We start from the raw sequence: 22995 nt of genomic DNA on the forward strand, positions 1-22995 counted from the left end.
CTTCTTTCATTAACTGGCGTTAATTTTTTTATGAAGATACTGTTATGCTCGCGATTACAGTGGCGGGAAATATACTGCGCACAAGGTGTTTGGCAGAGTCGTTATGAATATTACAGGTTGTCAATATCGAATAATGAACCAAACATACTATTGTCGAATATTTACCCTGCATATTAATTATATTATGATATAAGCAGGGTTATTCTATCAGTCATTAGCGAAGATATCATCTTTTCTATATCCAAACTATACTCACACTGTATTTTGTTTATAAGCAATGTGTTTTTAAGCGATGTTTTCAAGCATGGTGTTTTTGAAGATAAGTAAAGCATAAACATGCCGTGATAATAGGTAAGGTTATGCAATCATGAGTGAGGCTATCTATATTATAGACGGCTTTTTTTATGCTAGATTTATTCATCTCTATAAAAGGTTTTTATTTAATACGCAAATTTTGACAGAAACTTAGTCAGAATTTGCTACGCTAGCCCATAACCAAAAAATTAATAGTAGAGTGCGATAAAGAATATGACCATGAGTTTACAGTATGCGCTACTCAATGATATCAGCTGGCAAAGCCTAGGCGACTGGCAAACACCCGATAGCCCTTTTATGTCGTTTGCATTTTGGCAAGCGCTTATTGATACGGGGGCGATTGGTGAGCAGGCGGGCTGGTTGCCGTTATTTGTTTTGGTGCACCGCATCACAGATGAAGTGGCAGATAAAGCGATAACACAACCAGTTGCTGTATTACCAGTTTTTATAAAAGGCCATCACCGCGGTGAGTTTGTGTTTGATCATGCATGGGCAGAAGCTTACGCGCGCTATGGTGTCGACTACTATCCAAGGCTGGTCACCAGCGTGCCTTATACTCCGATTACGGGTCAGCGTTTATGGTTGGCAAAAGCTGAGGATTTAACGCCAGATATTATAAAAACAGCCATCGCAGGCGTGGATGATATTGCTCAGCAAGTGGGTGCCTCGAGCTGGCATGGGTTGTTTGTTACGCCTGAATTGGCGTCTGTCGCTCAGGAAGCTATGCCTACTGATATTGATATAGAACGGGCGCTTGCCGCCCAAAACAACAGTACTATCCCGACCGCTATTGATATGCCCATACTTGAGCGGCAGGGTTGTCAGTTTTTGTGGCAAAATAAAGACTTGCTCAATGACAGTCAGCCTTTTGCAGATTTTGATGCATTTTTGATGACCCTAAAAGCCAAAAAGCGTAAGACGATACGGGCCGAGCGGCGCAAGGTTGCCGAGCAAGGTATCACCTGTCAGCGCAAATGTGGTGAGGCGATTACCGAGGATGACTGGAAGGCCTTTTATCACTGTTATGTGATGACTTATGCAGTGCGCGGTCAGCAACCTTATTTGACCATAGATTTTTTTAGGGCATTGGCAGCGACTATGCCTGAGCATCTGATGCTAGCCCAAGCACTCGATACGACGGGTGAGATTATCGCGAGTAGCTTATTTTTATATGATAGGCCTGTTTCATATAATGACCCTGAGAGCAAAAATGCTACCCTTTATGGTCGTTATTGGGGAGCGCTGGGTGAGTACGATAGCTTGCACTTTGAGCTGTGTTATTATCAAGGACTTGAGTTTGCCATCGAGCAGGGTTTGATGTACTTTGACCCCGGTACGCAGGGTGAGCATAAGTTGGTACGTGGCTTCATACCCACGACGACGCATTCTATCCACCGTATTTATGATCCGCGTTTTGTACCAGCGATTAGTAACTTCTGTCGTGAGGATCGATTGCACATGGCACAGTATCGCCAGCAAGCGTTTGAAGCATTGCCGTTTAATGCCGATAATATGCCTAACTTTAATACGCCATAGATACCCCTTAATATTTGTCTTTTTTAATACTTTATGATTAGCCGTTAATTATGCCTAGTAATCTCTCTTTTTCTGCCCATTCATCACCGCCTGTTGAGCTATTGTCTTGGCTCAATACCGAAGGTTCTCTCACTGCCTTATTAGAGGTAAAAGCAGGACAGCCACTGCGCGTAGAGCGCAGCTTTGAAGGCTATCGACAGCTGTCCCTCATCCAAAAGCAGCAATTGGGCATCCAAGGCGCCATGCTGAATCGTCCGATGCTGGCTTGGGTACGCGAGGCGCAGCTATATGGTAATGATGAGCGCCCATGGGTAGCCGCGCAAAGTGTTTTTCCACTTCCCAGTCTTAAAGGTCGCGCACGGCGTTTGCAACAGCTCAAAGGCACGCCTATCGGTTACGTGCTATTTAAACGCAGTCGCACTTTACCCAATTATCGCTCTATTCAGCATACTACTGAGGGCTGGCAAAGGCAGACACGTTATGATTGGTATGGGCGTCAATTACTTATTAGTGAAACGTTTTTGCCCCCATTTTGTCAAAAACTGCTGGATATTTGAAAGCTGCATTGGTTTGTTACTCGGTTTCTACTGAATAAATTTCTGATGGTATCCTCATTTTTATAGGTGCTGTGTATTTATAAATTACTGATTTATAAATATTTATATAAAGAAGTTATTAACATGTAACCTACTTGATATGAGGTGAGGTTTTTTTGCGTTCGCAACATAAAGTTTCATGCTACACTTGAACTTTAGCGATGATATCGGTGCCTATGCGTATCGAATTTATTGCCGAACTGTACCAATTAATCACAGGGCAACTGCCTGCGTTTATTCCAACTCGTTCTTTGCTAATAGACTCAATTCGCAATGATATCAATACCACAAAACTGAGCACAACCGCACCTATTAGTAGTACTGCAAGGGTGCTTATAGCGACGTTCATACAGGAATGGTTTTGTTGTGAGTAATCTATAGCTTCTTTTCAATGACAGTCACTACTTAGGACATCACTATGTTTAAAGATATTTCTATCAAAGAGTTTGATCCAGTACTTGCTGAAGCAATGGCCGCAGAAAGCGTTCGTCAAGAAAACCACATCGAGCTTATTGCCTCTGAAAACTATTGCTCACAAGCAGTAATGGAAGCGCAGGGCACCGATTTAACCAATAAATATGCAGAAGGCTATCCTGGCAAGCGTTACTATGGTGGCTGTGAACATGTCGATGTTGTTGAGCAATTAGCCATTGACCGAGCAAAAGAATTGTTCGGTGCTGAGTATGTCAACGTCCAGCCACATTCAGGTAGCCAAGCAAACTCTGCGGTATTTTTAGCCTTACTTGATGCCAATGACACGGTTCTTGGTATGAGCTTAGACGCTGGTGGTCACTTGACCCATGGCGCGCACATCAACTTCTCAGGTCTTAACTACAATGCGGTGCAGTATGGCTTGGTCGAAGGCACGGGCCTCATCGATTATGATGAAGTTGAGCGTTTGGCAAAAGAGCATAAGCCTAAAATGATTATTGCTGGTTTTTCGGCGTATTCACAAGTAGTCGATTGGGCACGTTTCCGTGAAATCGCTGACGAAGTAGGCGCGTACCTTTTGGTAGATATGGCACACGTCGCTGGTCTTATCGCTGGTGGCACTTACCCAAATCCAGTACCTTTCGCCGATGTCGTGACCACCACCACACACAAAACCCTACGTGGCCCGCGCTCAGGTATGATCTTGGCTCGTGATGAAAAACTGGCGAAAAAGCTAAACTCTGCTGTTTTCCCTGGCAACCAAGGTGGGCCGTTGATGCATGTCATCGCAGCAAAAGCGATTTGCTTTAAAGAAGCCTTAGAAGATAACTTTAAGACCTATCAGCAGCAAGTGGTGAAAAACGCCCAAGCAATGGCCAAAGTTATCATCGACCGTGGCTATGAAATCATCTCTGGTGGTACTGAAAACCACTTAATGCTGATTAGCTTGGTTAAGCAAGAAATGACTGGTAAAGAAGCGGACAAATGGCTTGGCGATGCGTACATTACCGTCAATAAAAATGCCGTACCAAACGATCCAAAATCACCGTTTGTGACTTCTGGTATCCGTATCGGTACTGCAGCGTTGACCACTCGCGGTTTTGACGAAGCAGATGTCAAAGACGTTGCAGGTTGGATTTGTGATGTACTAGACAGCCGTGGCGACGAAAAAGTGATCGCTGACACACGTGAGAAAGTAAAAACGCTTTGTGCTAAAAAGCCAGTTTATGCTAAAAACCAGTAATTCTTAATTATTGGATTTTAAGCTTTAAATGAAAAACCGCTTAGCTGAATGGCTAGGCGGTTTTTTTGTGATCAGCTCACTTCTGTTTTGATATAAAATATACTACCGTCTTTTTTAACAAGTATGACGCCTTTATTAAAAGGCTTTATGGCATCTTGATTCTGCGGAATAATGGCGATGTCATTATCGAGATATCCTAACTGCGCGTCTTGTTTCACACTGGTGATATCTCCTTCAAAGTACCATAGGCTATCTTCTAAAAATTTCGTTTTTTTATCTACTATAGCTAAGGTATTGCCTTGCTCATCTTCTAATTTAAAGGTCATAGCACCTTCTATAGCCTCATCCAAAAAATTAATATAAGTTAAATCTAAAAACTTAAGGTTATTAAACTGTACTGGCACAATCTCTTTACCTAGTTTATCTACTAAGCCTACCTGAGCATTTTTGGTAACGAGGGCTATGTTATTGATAAAAGGCTCAACCTTATCGTATTTAAAGGGAACAACGGTTTTATTTTCGGTATCAATAAAGCCCCATAATTCGTCTTTTTGAGCAGGCGCCAAACCCGCTTCAAACGTGCCAATATTACCGTATTCTAAGGGTATGACCACTTGGCCGATTTTATTGATTAGCCCCATCATACCTTTTATATCAACTGCCAATAAACCTTTATCAAAATGCCAAGTATAGTCATACTGTAGAGGAATTACGATAGCTCCTGTCGTATCTATAAACCCTGATTTACCATTTTTAGTGACAGGAGCAAGACCGTCATTAAAGTCCAAAACATTCGCATATTGCAAAGGGATAACGGCGTTACCTAACTTGTCAACGAAACCATATTTATCGTCCTTTTTAACCCACACTAGACCATCAATAAATACACCAGCCTCATCGTATTGTGGTGGAGAGATGACGTTGCCTGACTTATCTAAAAAGCCGGATTTACCTGCTTGAACGATATGTATAATACCGTCGGCAGTGTGCGAGATACTGTCGAATTCCACAGCCACAATGACGTTGCCTGTACTATCGATAACGCCTCTTTTGTTTTCTTTCGTGACGATAACTAACCCCTGACTAAAGTCTTCGACAGAATCGTATTCTGTGAGGATGACTTCATAACCCACTTTATTAACAAAGCCAAATTTATAGTCTTTCTCAACGCGGGCTAATCCTTCATCGAAAGCTTCAATAGCATTGTATTGTATAGAAGTGATTTTATTTCCGCTTTGGTCAATTAAACTCCACTTATTCTCTTTTTTCACTCGAGCTAAGCCTTTATCAAACGAGTAAGCGCGATCAAACTGTTTTGGGATAATGACTTTACCTTTTTTATCTATAAATCCATAATTGCTATCAAAAGAAGAGTAGAGTCCATTTTTGGAAACGCTCGCTAAGCCTTCACTAAAGGACATAGCATCGCCGTATTGTAAAGGAACAATCTCGTCGCCTTGTTGGTTAATAAAACCATATTTATCCCCTTTTTCGACAACAGCTAAGCCTTCAGAAAACGCATCAACACGGTCATATTGCATGGGAATAATAATCTCCCCACCTTTATTAATAAATCCCCATTTATCATCCTTTGCAACACCAGCCAAGCCTTCAGAAAAAGACCCAGCATTACTATATTGTAATGGGATGACTTGCTCTCCAGTCTTATTGATGAATCCACTACTACCATTTTTCTCAACTACCGCTAAGCCTTCAGAAAAGGAATCAACATTTACATATTGTAATGGTGCGATAACTTTTCCGGTTTTATCAATAAATCCCCATTTATCTATCATGACCACATTTGCCAATGGCCGCGACATCGCGACAGCGGCCAACCCTTCTTGGAACGATTGAGCTTTATCGTATTGTAGTGGTACAACGATTTGCCCTGCGGCGTCAACATAACCATATTTGTCGTAAGTGTACGGGCTTTTAAAGGTGGCGCGCATCACTCTGGCTAATCCCTCATTTAAGCAATCAACGCTATCGTAGTTTGCTACGGGTGGCTTTTTGCATACCTCAGTCAATGAATCATTAGCCCATGTATTTTGCGCAAATAACGTTGTCGCTAGGGCAAGACTGATAGGTAGTTTTAATAGAATAGAGTTGAGGGTCATAAACATCCATAGTGGTCATCATTAGTTCAATAGTAGGTAGACAACTAAATTAAGTCCAGACAAATATCTTTATCCATGGTTATACTTGGTTTATGCTAATGAATAAAAAAAGCTGGACTACGATAGCGTAGCCCAGCCTTATTAAAATTGATTTGAATTTACTATTGAAAAAATTACATAAATGGCAATTTGGTAAATATCTGCAATACCGTAGCGTTGACGATATCAACGAAGAAAGCACCAACCATCGGTACAATCAAGAACGCTTTAGGCGATGGCAAGTAGCGATCGGTGACCGCTTGCATATTGGCAATCGCCGTTGGTGTCGCGCCCATACCAAAACCACAATGTCCTGCTGATAGTACCGCGGCATCATAATCTTTGCCCATCACTTTAAAGGTGATAAAGTAAACGTAAATAATCATAATCACAGTCTGCACCAGCAAGATGACCAATACAGGACCTGCCAAATCAGTCAGCTGCCATAATTTCAATGACAATAGCGCCATGGCTAAGAATAGACTCAATGAGGCGTTACCAAAGACATCAATCGAGCGATCAAACATATCAAAATTGAACACCGTGGTTAAGACGTTACGAATGATAACGCCACCTGCCAATGCCCAAACGAAGGTAGGCAATTCAAACCAAGTATCTTGAGCAACGAGGGTCATCACATCGGCGAAGGCCAACGCTGCGGCAAACAAAGCCAAGGTTTCGATAGTAGAGGAAGCAGTGATAAAGCGCATGCTGTCTGGTCTTTCGAAGATTTCTTTATTGCTATGCGCCGAATCTTCATCATGTTTGGTGCTATATAACGACTGCACGCCAGCGACTTTTTCGATATCACTTGGATCAGTATTGGCAGGAGTAGGTTTTAGTCCCAGTCGTTGAATCAAGCGACGAGCAACGGGACCACCAACGATACCGCCCGCAACCAAACCATAAGTCGCAACCGCGATACCAAGCGTCGTCGCACCGACCACGCCATACTCTTGTTCTAAGGTAATACCCCACGCACCTGCAGTACCATGACCACCAGTCAGAGCGATAGAACCTGTCACTAGACCGAGCAGCGGATCAAGCCCCAATACGCTTGCCATTGCCACGCCCACGATGTCTTGCAATACGATGAAGACTGAGACGACGATAGTAAAAATCAATAATGGCGTACCACCTGCTTTGAGTCTACTAAAATCAGCGCTCAGACCAATAGAGGCAAAGAACATCAGCATGGTCGCGGTCTGTAATCCTTGATGAAAGTTGAAGCTATAGCCCCAAATGATATTGAGCATATAAACCACAATAGCAGCGACGAGGCCACCAGCAACAGGTTCTGGAATATTAAAGTCCTCTAAGAACTTCACTCTCCTCACCAAAAAGCGCCCAAGTAGCAGCACTAAAGTGGCTAATATCAAGGTGTAATAGCCATTTAAGGTAATTTCCATATGTTAATCCTTTCTATAAAAATAAATTAACCTGAATTCGGGATAAATATGGCTTTATCTCGAATTCAGGTTTTTGTCATCATACCATTCACAAAAATTAGCGTAGCAAGGAAAACGAGTGCAAGTGCTACGCACTGTAGACTAAACGAGTTTGACTCAGCTAATCGTACTTTTTGGGTTTGGTGTTATTAGCGACTAAGCATCATCCTTGGATGGCACAATAACCCACAGTTGTGGTTTACCAAAATCCTTATAAGCGTCCTCAATAATGCGCTTAAAAGTATTAAAGTCCTCTGTGTTTATGTTTTTTACCGCTATTAAATCAAGCTTTAGGTGAGTCACGTCACTATCTGTTAGACAATCCCATGCTGCATCCCAGTTGTGAGAAAAATAATTGGGGAAATCACAGGCATCGGCTAAACTGGTTAATAGCGTGGTTTTATCCAGTACCTCACCTACGCGTATATTAACAGCCTGCGTTGGAATGCTAGCATTTAGAGCTGTAGCTTTTTGGTTACTATTTTCGTTAATGTGCTGATTGCTGCTCTGATCAATATAGTAGATGGCTTGGCTCATATTATTTTACCTCTAGTTTGCGAAAGCTATCGTAGTGGTCAATGGTCAAATAATAAACGGTGGGAGGGTTGCCGCCCGTGACGATACGCCGTGCCCCGCGATGCGAAACTCCAGGAGTAGGCACGGTATATTCATGATAGTAGCTTTGCGACTGTGCGGGCAGCTTGCCTTCACGGTTATAAAAGATAGTGCCGTCTTTATGAGGATAAGGAAAAGGCCCACCTTGCTGAATCAGGGCGATGGTATTATCAATTTGCGTATCGCCCGTTATGCTTGCATTATTAGCCTGCTGCGTTTGCGTAGCTGATGTTTGTGTCTGTCTTTGAGGTTGCGATGTTGTCGTTGGTGCAGCGCTATCAGTGAGAATTGTAGGTTTAAAATTGCCTAAGAAATAAACGGCGACCGCGATGATGGCGATCAAACTAAACAAAGTAGACAGCGAGCTTCTCTTATTTTGGCGACCACCGTGGCGGTTGATATGGCTTTGATTGTTTTCAGTTGATTGATGATCTTTATGTCGGCCAGTCCTATTTGAAGGACGCTTGGGTACATCTAATTCAGGCGTTTCTAAGATACTCAACTCATTAGAGGTCACTTCAGTTGCCCGCAGTTGGTTCTTGTCATTGCGCTTACTATTAAAATAGACTTTTTGCCCGACGGCTATTGGCTGCGGTAATCGTGCTTTACTGACGTGAAAAAACACGTCTTCATCTTGATTGTTCACATCGATAAAGCCATAGCCTTTATCCTGATTCCAATGTTTTATTTCGCCACTTTGCATGAGGCTTAGTTCCTATAAAGTGTTTTTATACCAAACCCAAAAAGTAAGATTAGCTGTGTCAAACTCGTTTAGTCTACAAGGCGTAGTACTTGCACTTGTTTTCCTTGCCACTCTATTTTTTTTGAATGGTATTATTATGATGCTATCGTCAGTTATAACTAAAAGAAGTAAAAAATATTGTAACGCGCTACTGGTATAAGTTTTTCTTGCTTGCTGTGCCTACGCAGACAGAGGCTACAAAAAACTTATACCAGCAACCCTGTATACCTTTGAAAGCGGAGCAACTATAAATAATTATTTTACAGTAGACGTAATCTATCTACCGCCAATAAAAAACGCCAGCAATTAAGCTGACGTTTTTTTGTGTATTATACGCTAAGTCACGCTATAGGTGACTGCTTAAAACTATGGATTAGGCACGAGTCTCGCCTTGACCGTAAACGATCCATTTTTGTGAGGTTAGTCCTTCAAGGCCGACAGGGCCGCGAGCATGAATTTTGTCGGTTGAGATACCAATTTCGGCACCAAGCCCATATTCGAAACCATCGGCAAAACGGCTAGAGGCGTTAATCATCACGCTTGCTGAGTCGACTTCGCGGATAAACCTTTGTGACTTGGTATAGTTATCGGTAATGATAACGTCGGTATGATGGCTACCATGAGTATTGATGTGCTCAATCGCTTCATCGATGCCTGATAATACTTTTACCGCTAAAATAGGCGCGAGGTATTCGGTATCCCAGTCTTCAGAAGTGGCAGCTGAAAGATGACCGCTAAGCTTGGCATTATCATTTAAGATGGCTTGTGATTTTTCATCGAGGCGCAGTTGCATTGCATCATCAGCGGCTATAATCGCTTCGGCAATCTTTGGTAATAGCTCATTGGCGACGGCTTCGTCGACCAGTAGCGTCTCCATGGTATTACAGGTACCGTAGCGATGGGTTTTTGCATTGACGCTAACTTTGACCGCTGTCTCCGGATCAGCATCGCTATCGATAAAGGTATGACAGTTACCATCTAAATGTTTGATGACCGGTACTTTGGCATCGTTACTGATACGAGCAATCAGGCCTTTGCCGCCACGTGGAACGATGACATCGACATACTCTGTCATGGTGATAAGCTCGCCAACTGCCGCACGGTCAGTGGTTTGCAATACTTGCACGCTATGCTCAGATAGACCGGCCTTTTTTAACCCTTGCAAGATGCATTTAGCAATCGCTTGATTAGATTCAAAGGCTTCAGAACCACCGCGTAAGATAATGGCATTGCCTGATTTTAGTGCCAGAGAAGCAGCTTCGAGGGTCACGTTTGGACGCGACTCATAAATCATGCCGACCACACCAAGCGGCACACGCATTTTACCCAAATGAATACCCGATGGCTGGTAAGTCATGTCCGTGACTTCGCCGATAGGATCAGGTAGCGCGGCGACATCTTCTAGTCCTTGCAACATACCATCGAATCGTACATCGTTTAGCTCTAAACGGTCTAATAATGCGGCGTCCAAATCGTTCTTTTGTCCATTATCCATATCGATTTTATTGGCGGCTAAAATCTCTGACTTGGCATTCAACAACACCTCATGAATCGCCATGAGTGCTGAGTTTTTATCCCCAGTATTGGCAGCAGCGAGGGTACGCGAAGCTGCTCGTGCTTGCTTGCCGACAGATTGCATATATGTGGTAACGTCTGTGGTAGTCGATTGACTCATAAATTATTTTCCTTATGGTTATAGATGTTTTAAACAAATAAAGCGCCCAAAAAGGCGAAAGTTTAGCAAAAAAGCATGTTTGGATGCCTATATGGCATTATGCTATTTAACATAGAGGAGATTGAGTCGATAGTAAAGATGATTTTGTGAACAAGCTTTGCTTTACAAAGCGTTTACGACTGTCTTTATGGTCTTATAAGCAGTTCTAAATAAAATCGATACGACTGTAATAAAGTAAATAACCACGTGCTAGTGCTACTGTTATAAATGTTTCTTGCTTGCTGTCCGCAAGCGTGACAGAGGCTGCGTAAAATTGATAACAGTAGCACTCGTATCGGTTTTAAAGTGAATCAACTATATACTACATACTACTGATTTCATTTTAAGCTTTTAGGGCATAAATACTATAAGAAGTTCTAAGGAGAAAACCTCCTGTTACATGGCTTTTTTTCGTTACGTACCTTTAACAGAACTGTGCTGTAACTACTAAGGTAGTGATGGGTAATCGTCAGTATAGTGAGCGATAAGTTAATTGATGGTCAAGCTATTAATAAGATAACTAGCAAGATCTAAATAAATACTGATGATGGAGAATAAAATGGCGATTAAAAGTAACATGTATAAAAACGGGTTAATGGTTGGTTTGGTCGCGGCGGCATTGACCCTAAGTGCGTGTGGCAAAAAAGATGAGCCGCCGATGGAAACTGATCCAGCGGTTGATGCCCAGGCGCCAGTAGAGCAAGAAGCGGTGGGTGCAAATGATGATGTCGCTGTTGCTAGTGCAAATGACATTAATAATGATACCGACACTGTGGTCATGACCGATGACGAAATCATGAATGATGATGTTGCAGTCGCCACTGCCGATGATGAAGCAGAAGTCATGGATGGTAGTGAATCTGAGGAACACGTCTCGACTTATTAGGCCATTCAATTTAAGGTGCTAGATAAAACAACGCCTAGTACGCTAAAGTGATAAAATAAAGCTCAGCACTGTCAATGCAGTCTGAGCTTTATTTTATCCGTTATTTGGTCGCTCACTAAATATAGCTGTAATGGCGGTTTTAAACATAGGGTTTGCCTTTTTACTGCGTAATAAGCGACAATGTGACATTTTTCTGTTTGTCTCATTAGCTGTCATGCTATCGCGTTAAGACGATGGTTGCTATTTATAGCGATAGCAGCTGATATCGTACTATTTACTTGTATCCACTTATTACTTGTATTCACGTTTTCACTCATATTTATTGGAAGTCTGCTAAACCATGCTTGATACTGCAAAGAATCCGACTCGGCCTATCGCCTTAGATTTACAAGACATTCATAAAAGCTTCGGCTCGCTTGCTGTGCTAAAAGGGGTGTCTCTTACCGCCTACGACGGTGACGTCATCTCTATTTTGGGCTCATCTGGCTCAGGTAAATCTACATTGCTGCGCTGTATCAATTTGCTCGAAAAGCCCAATCAGGGTCGCATCATCATCGGTAACGACGAGCTGATGCTAAAACCTGCCAAGTCAGGCGAGTTGCAAGCAGCAGATGTCAAACAGTTAGAAAGCTTGCGCGCGCGCGTGGGTTTTGTGTTTCAGAACTTCAACTTGTGGCCGCACAAAACGATTTTGCAAAATATTATCGAAGGGCCAACGCAAGTCTTAAAAATTAAAAAAGACCAAGCCATTAGCGATGCGGAAAAGCTACTCGATAAAGTAGGTTTACTCGATAAAAAAGACGCTTATCCAGCGAATTTATCAGGTGGTCAACGCCAGCGTGTCGCTATAGCGCGCGCTCTAGCGATGCAGCCGCAAGTACTGTTGTTTGATGAGCCAACCTCAGCGCTAGACCCTGAGCTGGTCAACGAAGTGCTGGCTGTGATGCGCGAGTTGGCAGCAGAAGGGCGTACGATGCTGATTGTTACCCATGAGATGCGTTTTGCTCGTGAGGTCTCCAGCAAGGTAGTCTTTTTACATCAAGGCGTGATCGAAGAAATTGGCACGCCTGAACAAGTCTTTGATAATCCTACCTCTGCGCGCGTCAAAGACTTTATGGCCTCGCATCGCCAAAACAGCTAATCTGGCATTTAGCCCCTGTTTATCTTCAAGCAGCACGTGGCTATTTACCTTATTACAATCGTATCGACTTTATTTAGAACTGCCTATATCCTCAATTTATTTAAACTATAGAAACTACTGTTTAGTAAGCATCGTTGATTATTTATTACCCATTAATAACAGTCGGTATGCAAAACGTTTGTTTTTGATATTTTACTCAGGTATTATCAGAAGGTTTATAAGTGGTCGATATGACGGCTGCTTGTCTATTCTGCTATCTATATTGTTTGTCTGGCAGGGACGTCAGAGAACGCTATATTAGAGCAACCATATATTAAAACTCCCCTATTAAAATCCCATCAGAATTTAAGGAATGTATGATGTCGAATTCTCGCCTATTGTGGTCATCGATGACCGTCACTGTAGCATTGATGCTGAGTGCTTGTAGTCAACCAGCTGATGAAGCTACTGATACCAACGCTGATGCACCTGCGGCAGAAACGGCTGGCAAGACCATTCGTATCGCCACCGAAGGCGCTTATCCTCCTTTTAACTATACCAATGCTGATGGTAGCTTGGCAGGGTTCGACATCGATGTTGCCAATGCCTTATGTGACCAGATGCAAGCCAAGTGTGACATCGTCGCACAAGATTGGGACGGTATCATTCCAGGTCTATTGGCGCAAAAATATGACGCCGTCATCGCTGGGATGTCTATCACTGACGAACGTCAAGAAAAGGTCGATTTTAGCGAGCCTTACTTTGCCAATACCATGGTATGGCTGACAGATAATGATGGTAGTTTTGATCCTAAGACTATTAAAGACTTGACGCTCGGTGGTCAGCGTTCAACGACGCCTGGTGCTTATCTGCAAGATAATTATGAAGGCAAAGACGGTAATACTGTCCAGTTGTATGACAATTATGACAATGCCTATTTAGACCTAAAATCTGGTCGTAGCGATGCGGTATTGGCCGAAAAAGTCTCTGCTAAATCATGGTTAGCAGACAATACCAAAGGCTTCGGTATCGTGGGTGATGAGATTGATAACGATGACAATATTGCCATTGCTGTGCGTAAAGGTGATCCAATCAGAGACGACTTTAATAAAGCGTTGAGCGAAATCCGTAGTAACGGTGAGCTTGCTCGTCTCGAACAGGAAAACTTTGGTCAATAATTTTGATTGATAGGTTTCAATCAATAATCTTTGAGCAACCAATTGCGGATCAATAAACGGCTGGTAAATATATTAAGGAATAATACCTATGATAATTTCAATGACATCATCAATGAGCAAAAAAGCCTTGTGGCTTGCCCCACTAAGTGCAGCCATGCTAATGCTGACAGCTTGTAACAATAGCTCAGCACCGGTAGATAATGCAGAAACTGATGCGGCAGCTGAAGCGCCTCTAAACATCAAAATCGCCACAGAATCAAGCTATAAGCCTTTTAGCTACACCGATGCCGATGGCAAACTGATCGGCTATGAAATTGAGCTGGTTGATGCGTTATGTGCGCAAATGAAAGCGGAGTGTGAGGTCGTCTCGCAAGATTGGGACGGTTTGATTCCAGGCTTGAATGCGCAGAAGTTTGATGCGGCTATCGCTGGTATGTCAATCACGCCTGAACGCAAAGAGGTTGTGGACTTCAGCGACCCTTACTTTCATACCGGTATTATCTTAATTGGTAAAAAAGGTGATGACATCAGTGTAGAAGGCCTAAAAGATCAGCCTATTGCGTCACAGCGCTCAACGGTTGCTTCACAGTATTTGCAAGATGAACATAAAGATGCGGATATCAAGCTTTATGACACTCAAGACAACGCTTATCTAGACCTCACGTCAGGTCGAGTACGCGGCATGATGTCTGACAAAGTAACAGGCATCGACTGGTTAAAAACCGAAGCCGGTAAAGACTACGAAGTCAAAGGCCAAGAAATCAGCACCAGCGACGACGCCATGGGTATTGCTTTCCGTAAAGGCGATCCATTGGTTGCTAAATTTAATACAGCCTTAGCTGAGTTAAAAGACAACGGCACTTATGATCAAATAACGGGCAGTTACTTTGGTACCAGCTCGACCACTGCGGCGCAAAAAGCAGTCGTGACCAATAGTGTCGAAGAGGGTGTTGTTGATAACAGTGTTGATAACATTGTTAATAGTAACGCAATCACCGCTGAAGAAGAGCAAGCAGAAGCGGCAGCTAATTAATACGACAGCTAATGGATAACGTTGTATTTTTTACCGTGTTTTCTCAAAGTAAAAATCAAGGACGATTATGAGCAACCATTGTGTCCCAGCCATCACCGTGACGGGCAAAACGATCATGAATTCTGTAACAACGAGTCATAAGTCAACGTCATTGCTGGTACTGGCGGCGCTCTTAGCTTTAGGTGGCTGTAGCAATAATCAAGAGAGTGCTACTGAGACCAATACGCAGGTTACTGAGAACACTGCGGCAACAACTGATGAAGTATTGCGCATCGGTACTGAGGGCGCTTATGCCCCTTTTAACTATACCAATGCCGATGGGACGTTGGGTGGCTTTGATGTTGAAATAGCCAATGCCATCTGTGCTGATATGCAAGTGAGCTGTGAAATCATGGCGCAAGACTGGGACGGTATTATCCCTGGTCTAAAGGCGGGTAAGTATGATGCCATTGTCGCGGCGATGTCGGTAACACCTGAACGCGCCAAACAAGTTGCCTTCACAGATCCGTACTTTAGCAATGCATTGGTTTTTTTAGCCAAAAAAGACAGCAGTTTTGATCCGAGCAGTAGCAGCGATATTAATGCACACTCTATTGCCGCGCAGCGCTCGACCATCTCCTCGCAGTGGTTAGAAGATGTTTATCCAAAAGCCAATATGAAGCTATATGATACGCTGAGTAATGCCTTTTTGGATTTGGGTTCTGGTCGCGTCGATGCCATGATTTCTGACAAGCTGCCAGCGATAGAATGGCTTGGCTCACCGTCAGGTAGTGATTATGTGCTAAAAGGTGATGATATTGATATCAATGATAATTTTGCCATTGCTGTACGTCCTGACGATGAAGCGTTACAAGCGAAGATTAATCAATCATTGGCTAACCTAAAGTCTAATGGCACTTATGACAAAATCAATCAAAAATATTTTGCCGTGCCAGCCAGTGCGACAGCCACAGAAACTCCAATCGTAGATAGCGCTGCACAATAGCCATAATCACTCAGTATTATTGTCGCATTAATGACTGTATTACTGTTGTATGAATAAGCAGAAAGACATTACCAGTGGTGATGTCTTTTTTTATTTTATGGGTAATTGACTGTCAACTTTGGTCAAACCTCTGTTATTTATTTAATATTAATCGCTATAAGTGCCTATTTAAGCAGCGCTTTTACGTGTCAGTATTAACATAGCGGCGAGCGAATATGATAAAATCAGCGCTCATTTCTACTGTGTCAATTACCGCAGCAATAATCGTATGCATCTGACGTCAATCTATGACGCAAGCGGCCATTATCTATTTGGTCTACAATACGTTTATCAGCAGCGCTCAGCTATTGATGCTGATTCTTTTAACTCATATTTTGCAACTTGCTAATATAAAGAGACTGAGTGGATAATTGTGTTTGATTTACAAGGATTTGGCGCGCTTTTATTGAGCGGCGCTACCGTCACCATAAAGCTTGCTATGACCAGCTTAATCATCGGTTTGGCTCTAGGCCTGCTCGGTGCGACAGCGAAACTGTCTAATATCTGGCTGTTGCGTAAACTTGCGACTGTCTATACCGCTACGATGCGCGGTATTCCTGAGTTGCTGTTGGTACTGTTTATCTATTATGGCGGTTCTATACTGCTAATGAGCGTCCTCAAAAAGTTTGGCTATAACGACTATGTCGAAATTAGTGCTTTTTGGGGCGGGGTGATGGCGCTGTCTATTGCTTTTGGGGCTTATGCGACTGAAATTTTCCGCATGTCGATTCAAGAGATTCCGATAGGGCAAAATGAAGCGGCGCAAGCGATTGGGATGCGTCCTTTTCAGACTTTTTATCGTATTACCTTACCGCAAGTATGGCAGATTGCATTGCCAGGACTGGGCAATTTATTTTTGGTATTGCTCAAAGACACGGCATTGGTCTCGGTCGTGGGTCTCAAGGATATCATGTATCAATCTTCGCGTGCGGCGCAGTCAACACAGCAGCCATTTACCTTTTATATGGCAGCGGCGATTATCTATTTGGGTCTGACCATGTTGATTACTGGCTTTATGATGTGGCTTGAATGGCGCGCCAATCCAGCGGCGCGCTATGCTAAAAAGCTCAGCCGTCAAACCACTCACCGTCAATCGACCATAGGGTAGAGGAGAGATACTATGGATTGGAATTGGCAGGTCATTTTTGACCATATCCCTGACTTACTTGGTGGCGCGGTATTGACCGTACAGCTGGTGGTGTTCTCAGGGGTTATCGGGCTGTTATTTGGTTTGATTTTGGCGTTATTGCGGCTGTCCAAAAGTTGGACAGTGCAGGTGTTACCGTTTTTATATATTTTCTTTTTCCGCGGTACACCGTTACTGGTGCAGATATTTTTGATTTACTACGGTCTTGGTCAATTTGAAGCCGTACGTGAGTCGTTCTTATGGGAGCCGGTACTTAGCCAAGCTTACTGGTGTGCCATCATTGCCTTTACTTTAAATACCAGCGCGTACTTAGCCGAGATTATTCGTGGTGCTATTCAGAATATCCCTGTAGGTGAGCTTGAAGCCGCCGACGCGATTGGTATGTCAAAATGGCAAAAGCTGACGCGTATTACTTTACCGCGTGCCTTTGGTATTGTCATTCCAGCTTACAGTAATGAAGTTATCTTTATGCTAAAGGGTAGTGCGCTAGCCTCCACCATCGCCTTGATGGACATCACTGGCGTCGCGCGGACGATTAGTGCGCGGACTTATACCTTGATGGAGTTATTCTTTGCCGCCGGTATTGTCTATCTTTTATTATCGTGGGTGATTCTATTTAGCTTTAGATTGTTTGAAAAGCGTATGAACCGTCACGCAAGTTATGTGCCACCAGATGTGATTACCAATACCATTCCTTAATGGTTTAGGGTTAATGGTAATGGTAATGGTAATGGTAGATATAGTGGATTCATTTTAGAAAAGATACAGTGTTATTGCCTGTATTTTTTGCTTGCTGTTTGCAGGTGAGACAGATCCTATAGTGCTGTAATTACTCCTGATAATAATAGCCATCCTTTGTTTTGAGAGTTTAGTATGAGCCAATCGCCCCATATGTCTATCGCTAGTGCCATTGTTGATAGCGTCAATAACAGTGATAATAATCATAGCGCGAAAAACACCAATGAGCAGTTACGGGCGACTATCGGTAAAGTTGTCTGCGTCGGTCGCAACTATGCCGCGCATGCTCGTGAATTGGGCAATGAAGTGCCTACTTCGCCGATGCTGTTTATGAAGCCAGCGTCTTCAGTTGTTTCTATGCGTGATGGTATTGTGCGTCCAAATCCAGAGCAGTTTGGTGAGACGCATTACGAGGCCGAGCTATGTATTCAGCTGTCAGCAGATTTATCTGCAGCAACGATTGAACAGGCTAAGCAAGCAATTGGTGGCGTGACCTTAGGGTTGGATTTGACCTTGCGTGAGCTACAATCTAAGCTAAAAGAAAAAGGTCATCCGTGGGAGCGCGCTAAGTGCTTCGATGGTGCTTGCGTGCTAGGTGATTGGCTTGATCCACAAGCGTTCGCTGACTTCAAAAACGTACATTATCAGCTGACTATCAATGATGAGCTCAAGCAAGATGGCGATAGCGCTTTGATGCTATTTCCAGTCTATGAATTACTGGTCAATATCAGCCATGCTTTTAGCCTGCAAGCTGGTGATGTCATTATGACCGGTACGCCAAGTGGCGTTGGGGTATTGCAGGCAGGTGATGCGCTAATGCTAAAACTTGGCGCGCATCAATGGCAAACTCACGTCGCATAAATGATAAACGAGTTACTTGTTATAAAATCTTTAATAAACATCAATGTAAAAATTATTATTTATAAACAATATAGTGCTAACAATTATAGGTTTTTTTAGCCTCTGTCGCACCTGCGCACAGCAAGTAAGAAAAATCTATAGTCAGGAGCAGGTTAAACTAACCTCAAATTTGATTTGGGGTTTTTTTGACGAATGTATTATGATAATAAAAATGTATCGTGACAATAAAACTACCCGATAGTTAAATGATTTTCTTCTGTTTGTCATCTTTACAGGATAGTATGGCAAACTCCCCTCCATTGCTTGATGTATAAAAATTATGCGCAGTCCAAAATCCCTAAATACCATTCATGATTTATTTGCGACAACTCGGCGTCCACCTGAAACCGATAGCGAATCTGACTTTCAAGGTGATGTGTATGAAGAGTTGGATAAGCTTGAATATATTTATATGGATGAGCAGTCAGCAGAAGTTGTAGATAATAATGATAGCCAGCCGTATCAACCTATCTCTTTGGTTGATTTTTTTGAAGGCTTGGCCCAGCTTGCAACGATGGGCGTGGTTGAGGTCACCGATATCGTAGAGGCCATCCATCGTGAAGTTCTGTTACGTCCGTTAGGGCGTTTTAATGAAGGCAATCTCAATCGATGGCAGCGCGGTATCACGGGGCGAATTTATGGCACGGTACGCAATGCGATGCAATTGGTTGGCAACAACATCGCTGTTGGACTGCGACTCTATAACAATGTTGTGAAACCAAAAAAAGTACAACCGCTACCGAAAAACTTACGCCGCCTCGTTAATATTTTAAATGGCGTGATGGGCGATCATCTCATCAATCATGACAATCCACTGGCAGTTTCGATGACGTTGTATGATAAAAATAATTGTATTCAAAGTGGCGAGTTATCAGGGCGGGTGATTGTTTTATGCCACGGGCTTTGCATGAGTCATTTAAGCTGGCAGGTATCTGGAGAGGATAATCTAGGTGATACGCTGGTCAACAAGATGTCAGATTCGACCGTTTTGTATTTAAATTACAATACAGGTCGCCGTATCTCTAGTAATGGACGCAGCTTTGCTAGAGTGTTGCAAAACATGCTCGATAGTCATCCTGATATCACCCAGATCGATTTAATCGGTCACAGTATGGGGGGGTTGGTGAGTCGTAGCGCGCTGTTTTATGGTAAAGAACAAGGCTTTAGCTGGGTGGAGCGCGTCGGCAATCTTGTCACTTTAGGCTCGCCGCATCATGGCGCGAGTTTGGAGCGGATTGGTAATTTTGTGCAATATAAAATCGCTAAACTGCCTTTTGCAGGGTCATTGGCCAAGTTGGGCGATTTGCGTAGTGCGGGTATTATTGATTTGCGTTATGGCAGTATTCGCGATGCCGACTGGAAGTCTTTAGAAGGGCGCAGTGTATTGCCAGCAGAGTTCCGTCATCCAACGCGCCTACCTTTGCATGTGAATACCTATTTAGTGGCGGCGGCTATGATTGAGACGCATTATGAAAATAAAACCACAAGCTTACTGGGTGATGGACTGGTTTCAGTAGAATCGGCACTTGGTGAATATACCGAAGAGCATACTTTGGCAGTACCAGAGGGTCATAAGGCGATTTTTTATGGTGTCAATCATATGAATCTCATTTATAACGATAGAGTACATCAGCAAGTCGTTGCTTGGCTGTTAGAGAATAAACTGGGCGATGCACATGAAGAAAAATATGGCATTGACTCTCGTATCTACTCTTATCCGGTAGAGGATGAAGCTTAAATAATAAAAGCAATAAAAACCCCTCAAGCATCATACTTGAGGGGTTTTTATTGCTCATTCGGTTAAATACTACTCAGCAAATATCGCTGCCACATCGTCTTTATTAAACTTGTAAACTTCACCGCAAAATCCGCAATCCATCTCAAAAGTTCCGCCTTGCTCTTCGACGATATCTAACGCTTCCGCTTCACCGATTTGCTCGATGGCTGTCTCGCATTTCTCGCGAGAGCAGGTACAACCAAAAGATAATGGCACAGGAGCAGGAGCAACGACATTTTCTTCATTATATAAGCGATAAAGAATTTCGTTAGTATCCAGCGTGGTCAGCTCTTTTGCCTTGACCGTGCGGGTTAAAATGCTCAAACGCGTCCACAAATCATCATCGATACCAGCGTCTTCATTTTGCTCGACTTCATAGGTTTCTGCCGCCGTACGCGGTAGCATTTGTACCAAGATACCACCAGCTTGCAAGCCATCAGAGGCCAAGTTAATGAGCGTCGGGATTTGTGCCGATTGCTTTTGATAATGGGCTAAGCAGTCCGCCAAATTGTCATGGCTACGCTCAACGATACCTTGATACGGTTCGCCGCCTTCGGGCTGGATATTAATAAACAGCACGCCTTGCCCCGTCGCACCCAGCTCAGCAAAAGCTTCTTTGGCATGGGTCATGTTTTCCCAAGCCTGTACTTGCGCTTCAGTGTCACCTTTCCAGCTGGCAAGCGCGCGGATGATACCGTTTTGGTCACACTCAGCCATCGCCCAATTGAGTAAGCTATCGCTATCAGATGATTGCAATTGAATCGACAAGCGGCCGTTGATTTTAACGGTGCTGATTAGCAAGCTCGCTGCCGTTAGCATCTCGCCCAATAAACGTTTCAGCGCTTCGGGGTAGGGCTTTTGGGCAATAGTGCTCGCATAGCTGCGTGATAGGCGCACCACATCACCGCGCACTGGTGAATCTTCAATAAAAAAGCGTTGACGGACGTCGTTTTCGCTATGGTTGTCAGTGGTTTGGTCGTCATTACTTGGGGTCTGCGTATCTTGTGTCATAGGTCGTTTATAGTATTAAGAAGTTGTTAGCTTTATGGGGATTCATCGTGATTTATCAATTGTGCTTATAGATTTTTCAGTATTTTGAAGGGAGGTATAAATAATAAATGTCAGTATGAATTTTTTAAACAGCGATGAATATACTTGCTCATAGCGTTTGTTTTATTTGATAGCCCAAAGTGTATAAGCCTGAAATTATTAAATATAACACTCATCAAAAAAAGTTTACCTTCGCACGCCAATTTGTTGTACAGTAACATTAAGTTGCATTGTGATAAGTAATAGCAACAACCGCATGGATGCGTGGCAATCAGGTCAACGAATAAGACTTACGTCGTCCAAGCACTCATTCAATCTTGTGTTAATGTGATAAAAGGATGTATCCCATGAGCTACTCACTTTCCAAACCGTTGACTCTGGCTGCCTTTATGGCGCTAGGCCTAGCAGGTTGTAATAACAGCAATCAAGCCACCACTGAAGCGACGCCAGCAGATGGTGAAAACACCACAGAAGCGGCAGCAAATGCTAATGGCACCTTAAAAAAGATTAAAGACTCGGGCACTATCGTAGTCGGCCACCGTGATTCCTCTATTCCATTTTCTTATATCGCTGACGATCCTAATCAGCCGATTGGTTATGCGCACGATTTAGAGATGAAAGTGGTGGATGCGGTAAAAGAAAAACTGAATATGCCCGATCTAAAAATTCGCTATAACCTCATCACCTCGCAAACGCGAATTCCATTGGTACAAAACGGTACGGTAGACTTTGAGTGTGGCTCAACCACCAACAACGAAGAGCGTCAAAAGCAAGTTGGTTTCTCTAACGGCTTCTTTGAAATTGGTACGCGTCTATTGACCAACAAAAACTCTGGCATTCAAGACTTTGAAGACCTAAAAGGTAAAACACTGGTCACTACCGCAGGGACGACCTCAGAGCGTTATATCCGTCAGTACAATGACGAAAACAAAATGGATACCAATATCATTTCAGCAAAAGATCATGGCGAAGGCTTCCTGATGCTAGAAAATGGTCGTGCTGATGCCTTTATGATGGATGATGTGTTGCTGGCTGGCGAAAAAGCCAAAGCAAAAAATCCTGATGAATGGGTCATCGTTGGTGAACCACAATCGTTTGAGATTTATGGTTGTATGATGCGTAAGGATGACCCTGAATTCAAAGCGGTCGTTGATGAAGCGTTAGCCAATGTCTTTAAGTCAGGCGAAATCAATGCCATCTATGACAAATGGTTCTTAAACCCAATTCCACCAAAAAACGTCAATCTAAACTTTGAGATGTCTGACAACTTAAAAGCCCTGATTGCCAATCCACATGATGGTACTCAGCCGAAAGTTGCGACGGCAGAATAATGGTTGTTTTT

Annotated in this window: 19 protein-coding genes; 13 read left to right on the forward strand and 6 right to left on the reverse strand. The window is 43.1% G+C overall.

Going from position 1 to position 22995, the window contains the following annotated elements; genetic code table 11:
* Nucleotides 1–534 precede the first annotated feature (534 nt).
* From EI162_RS01455 to glyA, 3 genes are all read left to right on the forward strand, one after another.
* Nucleotides 535–1851, forward strand: a complete 1317-nt coding sequence (locus tag EI162_RS01455; protein ID WP_192522656.1) for a GNAT family N-acetyltransferase — start codon at nucleotides 535–537, stop codon at nucleotides 1849–1851.
* Between the two features lie 50 nt (nucleotides 1852–1901).
* Nucleotides 1902–2408: a chorismate--pyruvate lyase family protein gene (locus tag EI162_RS01460; RefSeq protein ID WP_192522657.1), complete on the forward strand. Its 507-nt coding sequence runs from the start codon at nucleotides 1902–1904 to the stop codon at nucleotides 2406–2408.
* Nucleotides 2409–2865: 457 nt separating this feature from the next.
* On the forward strand, nucleotides 2866–4122 hold the full coding sequence (gene glyA, locus EI162_RS01465; protein WP_192522658.1) for a serine hydroxymethyltransferase: 1257 nt from the start codon (nucleotides 2866–2868) through the stop codon (nucleotides 4120–4122).
* A gap of 71 nt (nucleotides 4123–4193) precedes the next feature.
* Here glyA and EI162_RS01470 read toward each other — a convergent pair whose 3' ends face one another.
* From EI162_RS01470 to EI162_RS01490, 5 genes are all read right to left on the reverse strand, one after another.
* Nucleotides 4194–6074, reverse strand: a complete 1881-nt coding sequence (locus EI162_RS01470; RefSeq protein ID WP_225735269.1) for a WG repeat-containing protein — start codon at nucleotides 6072–6074, stop codon at nucleotides 4194–4196.
* A gap of 341 nt (nucleotides 6075–6415) precedes the next feature.
* Nucleotides 6416–7690, reverse strand: coding sequence for a sodium/glutamate symporter (gene gltS / locus EI162_RS01475; RefSeq protein ID WP_192522660.1), 1275 nt, complete (start codon nucleotides 7688–7690; stop codon nucleotides 6416–6418).
* 195 nt (nucleotides 7691–7885) lie between these two features.
* A complete protein-coding gene (locus EI162_RS01480; RefSeq protein WP_192522661.1) occupies nucleotides 7886–8266 on the reverse strand; it encodes a barstar family protein in 381 nt (126 codons plus the stop codon).
* Between the two features lies 1 nt (nucleotide 8267).
* Nucleotides 8268–9047 carry a ribonuclease domain-containing protein gene (locus EI162_RS01485; protein WP_192522662.1) on the reverse strand — a complete coding sequence of 260 codons (780 nt, stop codon included), beginning with the start codon at nucleotides 9045–9047 and terminating at the stop codon, nucleotides 8268–8270.
* 412 nt (nucleotides 9048–9459) lie between these two features.
* Nucleotides 9460–10761 (reverse strand): glutamate-5-semialdehyde dehydrogenase, encoded by a 1302-nt coding sequence (locus EI162_RS01490; RefSeq protein WP_192522663.1) that lies wholly within the window; start codon nucleotides 10759–10761, stop codon nucleotides 9460–9462.
* Between the two features lie 598 nt (nucleotides 10762–11359).
* Here EI162_RS01490 and EI162_RS01495 point away from each other — a divergent pair.
* The 9 genes from EI162_RS01495 (at nucleotide 11360) to EI162_RS01535 (ending at nucleotide 20564) form a co-directional block, all read left to right on the forward strand.
* A complete protein-coding gene (locus tag EI162_RS01495) occupies nucleotides 11360–11686 on the forward strand; it encodes a hypothetical protein (protein WP_192522664.1) in 327 nt (108 codons plus the stop codon).
* Between the two features lie 340 nt (nucleotides 11687–12026).
* Nucleotides 12027–12827, forward strand: coding sequence for an ABC transporter ATP-binding protein (locus EI162_RS01500; protein ID WP_192522665.1), 801 nt, complete (start codon nucleotides 12027–12029; stop codon nucleotides 12825–12827).
* 356 nt (nucleotides 12828–13183) lie between these two features.
* Nucleotides 13184–13984 (forward strand): transporter substrate-binding domain-containing protein, encoded by an 801-nt coding sequence (locus EI162_RS01505; protein WP_192522666.1) that lies wholly within the window; start codon nucleotides 13184–13186, stop codon nucleotides 13982–13984.
* Between the two features lie 88 nt (nucleotides 13985–14072).
* Complete coding sequence (locus EI162_RS01510; RefSeq protein ID WP_192522667.1) at nucleotides 14073–15017, forward strand: transporter substrate-binding domain-containing protein; 945 nt, start codon at nucleotides 14073–14075, stop codon at nucleotides 15015–15017.
* A gap of 67 nt (nucleotides 15018–15084) precedes the next feature.
* Entirely contained in the window at nucleotides 15085–16002 is a 918-nt protein-coding gene (locus EI162_RS01515) for an ABC transporter substrate-binding protein (protein ID WP_413038361.1), read from the forward strand.
* A gap of 412 nt (nucleotides 16003–16414) precedes the next feature.
* Nucleotides 16415–17149 (forward strand): ABC transporter permease, encoded by a 735-nt coding sequence (locus EI162_RS01520; protein WP_192522668.1) that lies wholly within the window; start codon nucleotides 16415–16417, stop codon nucleotides 17147–17149.
* Between the two features lie 12 nt (nucleotides 17150–17161).
* Nucleotides 17162–17887: an ABC transporter permease gene (locus EI162_RS01525; protein ID WP_192522669.1), complete on the forward strand. Its 726-nt coding sequence runs from the start codon at nucleotides 17162–17164 to the stop codon at nucleotides 17885–17887.
* A 174-nt stretch (nucleotides 17888–18061) separates the two neighbouring features.
* Nucleotides 18062–18787, forward strand: a complete 726-nt coding sequence (locus tag EI162_RS01530) for a fumarylacetoacetate hydrolase family protein (RefSeq protein ID WP_192522670.1) — start codon at nucleotides 18062–18064, stop codon at nucleotides 18785–18787.
* A 319-nt stretch (nucleotides 18788–19106) separates the two neighbouring features.
* Nucleotides 19107–20564 (forward strand): hypothetical protein, encoded by a 1458-nt coding sequence (locus EI162_RS01535; protein WP_192522671.1) that lies wholly within the window; start codon nucleotides 19107–19109, stop codon nucleotides 20562–20564.
* A gap of 69 nt (nucleotides 20565–20633) precedes the next feature.
* Here EI162_RS01535 and EI162_RS01540 read toward each other — a convergent pair whose 3' ends face one another.
* On the reverse strand, nucleotides 20634–21614 hold the full coding sequence (locus EI162_RS01540) for an Hsp33 family molecular chaperone HslO (protein ID WP_192522672.1): 981 nt from the start codon (nucleotides 21612–21614) through the stop codon (nucleotides 20634–20636).
* 386 nt (nucleotides 21615–22000) lie between these two features.
* Between EI162_RS01540 and EI162_RS01545 the strand changes: the two genes are divergently transcribed.
* Nucleotides 22001–22984: a glutamate/aspartate ABC transporter substrate-binding protein gene (locus tag EI162_RS01545; protein ID WP_192522673.1), complete on the forward strand. Its 984-nt coding sequence runs from the start codon at nucleotides 22001–22003 to the stop codon at nucleotides 22982–22984.
* Nucleotides 22985–22995 lie beyond the last annotated feature (11 nt).

Source organism: Psychrobacter sp. FME6, from assembly GCF_014861365.1.
Lineage (GTDB): Bacteria > Pseudomonadota > Gammaproteobacteria > Pseudomonadales > Moraxellaceae > Psychrobacter.

Bases quoted from the DNA above. Each gene is read 5' to 3' on its own strand.
- EI162_RS01455 (WP_192522656.1), top strand. From the start codon at position 535: ATGAGTTTACAGTATGCGCTACTCAATGATATCAGCTGGCAAAGCCTA.
- EI162_RS01460 (WP_192522657.1), top strand. From the start codon at position 1,902: ATGCCTAGTAATCTCTCTTTTTCTGCCCATTCATCACCGCCTGTTGAG.
- glyA (WP_192522658.1), top strand. From the start codon at position 2,866: ATGTTTAAAGATATTTCTATCAAAGAGTTTGATCCAGTACTTGCTGAA.
- EI162_RS01470 (WP_225735269.1), bottom strand. From the start codon at position 6,074: ATGCGCGCCACCTTTAAAAGCCCGTACACTTACGACAAATATGGTTAT.
- gltS (WP_192522660.1), bottom strand. From the start codon at position 7,690: ATGGAAATTACCTTAAATGGCTATTACACCTTGATATTAGCCACTTTA.
- EI162_RS01480 (WP_192522661.1), bottom strand. From the start codon at position 8,266: ATGAGCCAAGCCATCTACTATATTGATCAGAGCAGCAATCAGCACATT.
- EI162_RS01485 (WP_192522662.1), bottom strand. From the start codon at position 9,047: ATGCAAAGTGGCGAAATAAAACATTGGAATCAGGATAAAGGCTATGGC.
- EI162_RS01490 (WP_192522663.1), bottom strand. From the start codon at position 10,761: ATGAGTCAATCGACTACCACAGACGTTACCACATATATGCAATCTGTC.
- EI162_RS01495 (WP_192522664.1), top strand. From the start codon at position 11,360: ATGGCGATTAAAAGTAACATGTATAAAAACGGGTTAATGGTTGGTTTG.
- EI162_RS01500 (WP_192522665.1), top strand. From the start codon at position 12,027: ATGCTTGATACTGCAAAGAATCCGACTCGGCCTATCGCCTTAGATTTA.
- EI162_RS01505 (WP_192522666.1), top strand. From the start codon at position 13,184: ATGATGTCGAATTCTCGCCTATTGTGGTCATCGATGACCGTCACTGTA.
- EI162_RS01510 (WP_192522667.1), top strand. From the start codon at position 14,073: ATGATAATTTCAATGACATCATCAATGAGCAAAAAAGCCTTGTGGCTT.
- EI162_RS01515 (WP_413038361.1), top strand. From the start codon at position 15,085: ATGAGCAACCATTGTGTCCCAGCCATCACCGTGACGGGCAAAACGATC.
- EI162_RS01525 (WP_192522669.1), top strand. From the start codon at position 17,162: ATGGATTGGAATTGGCAGGTCATTTTTGACCATATCCCTGACTTACTT.
- EI162_RS01530 (WP_192522670.1), top strand. From the start codon at position 18,062: ATGAGCCAATCGCCCCATATGTCTATCGCTAGTGCCATTGTTGATAGC.
- EI162_RS01535 (WP_192522671.1), top strand. From the start codon at position 19,107: ATGCGCAGTCCAAAATCCCTAAATACCATTCATGATTTATTTGCGACA.
- EI162_RS01540 (WP_192522672.1), bottom strand. From the start codon at position 21,614: ATGACACAAGATACGCAGACCCCAAGTAATGACGACCAAACCACTGAC.
- EI162_RS01545 (WP_192522673.1), top strand. From the start codon at position 22,001: ATGAGCTACTCACTTTCCAAACCGTTGACTCTGGCTGCCTTTATGGCG.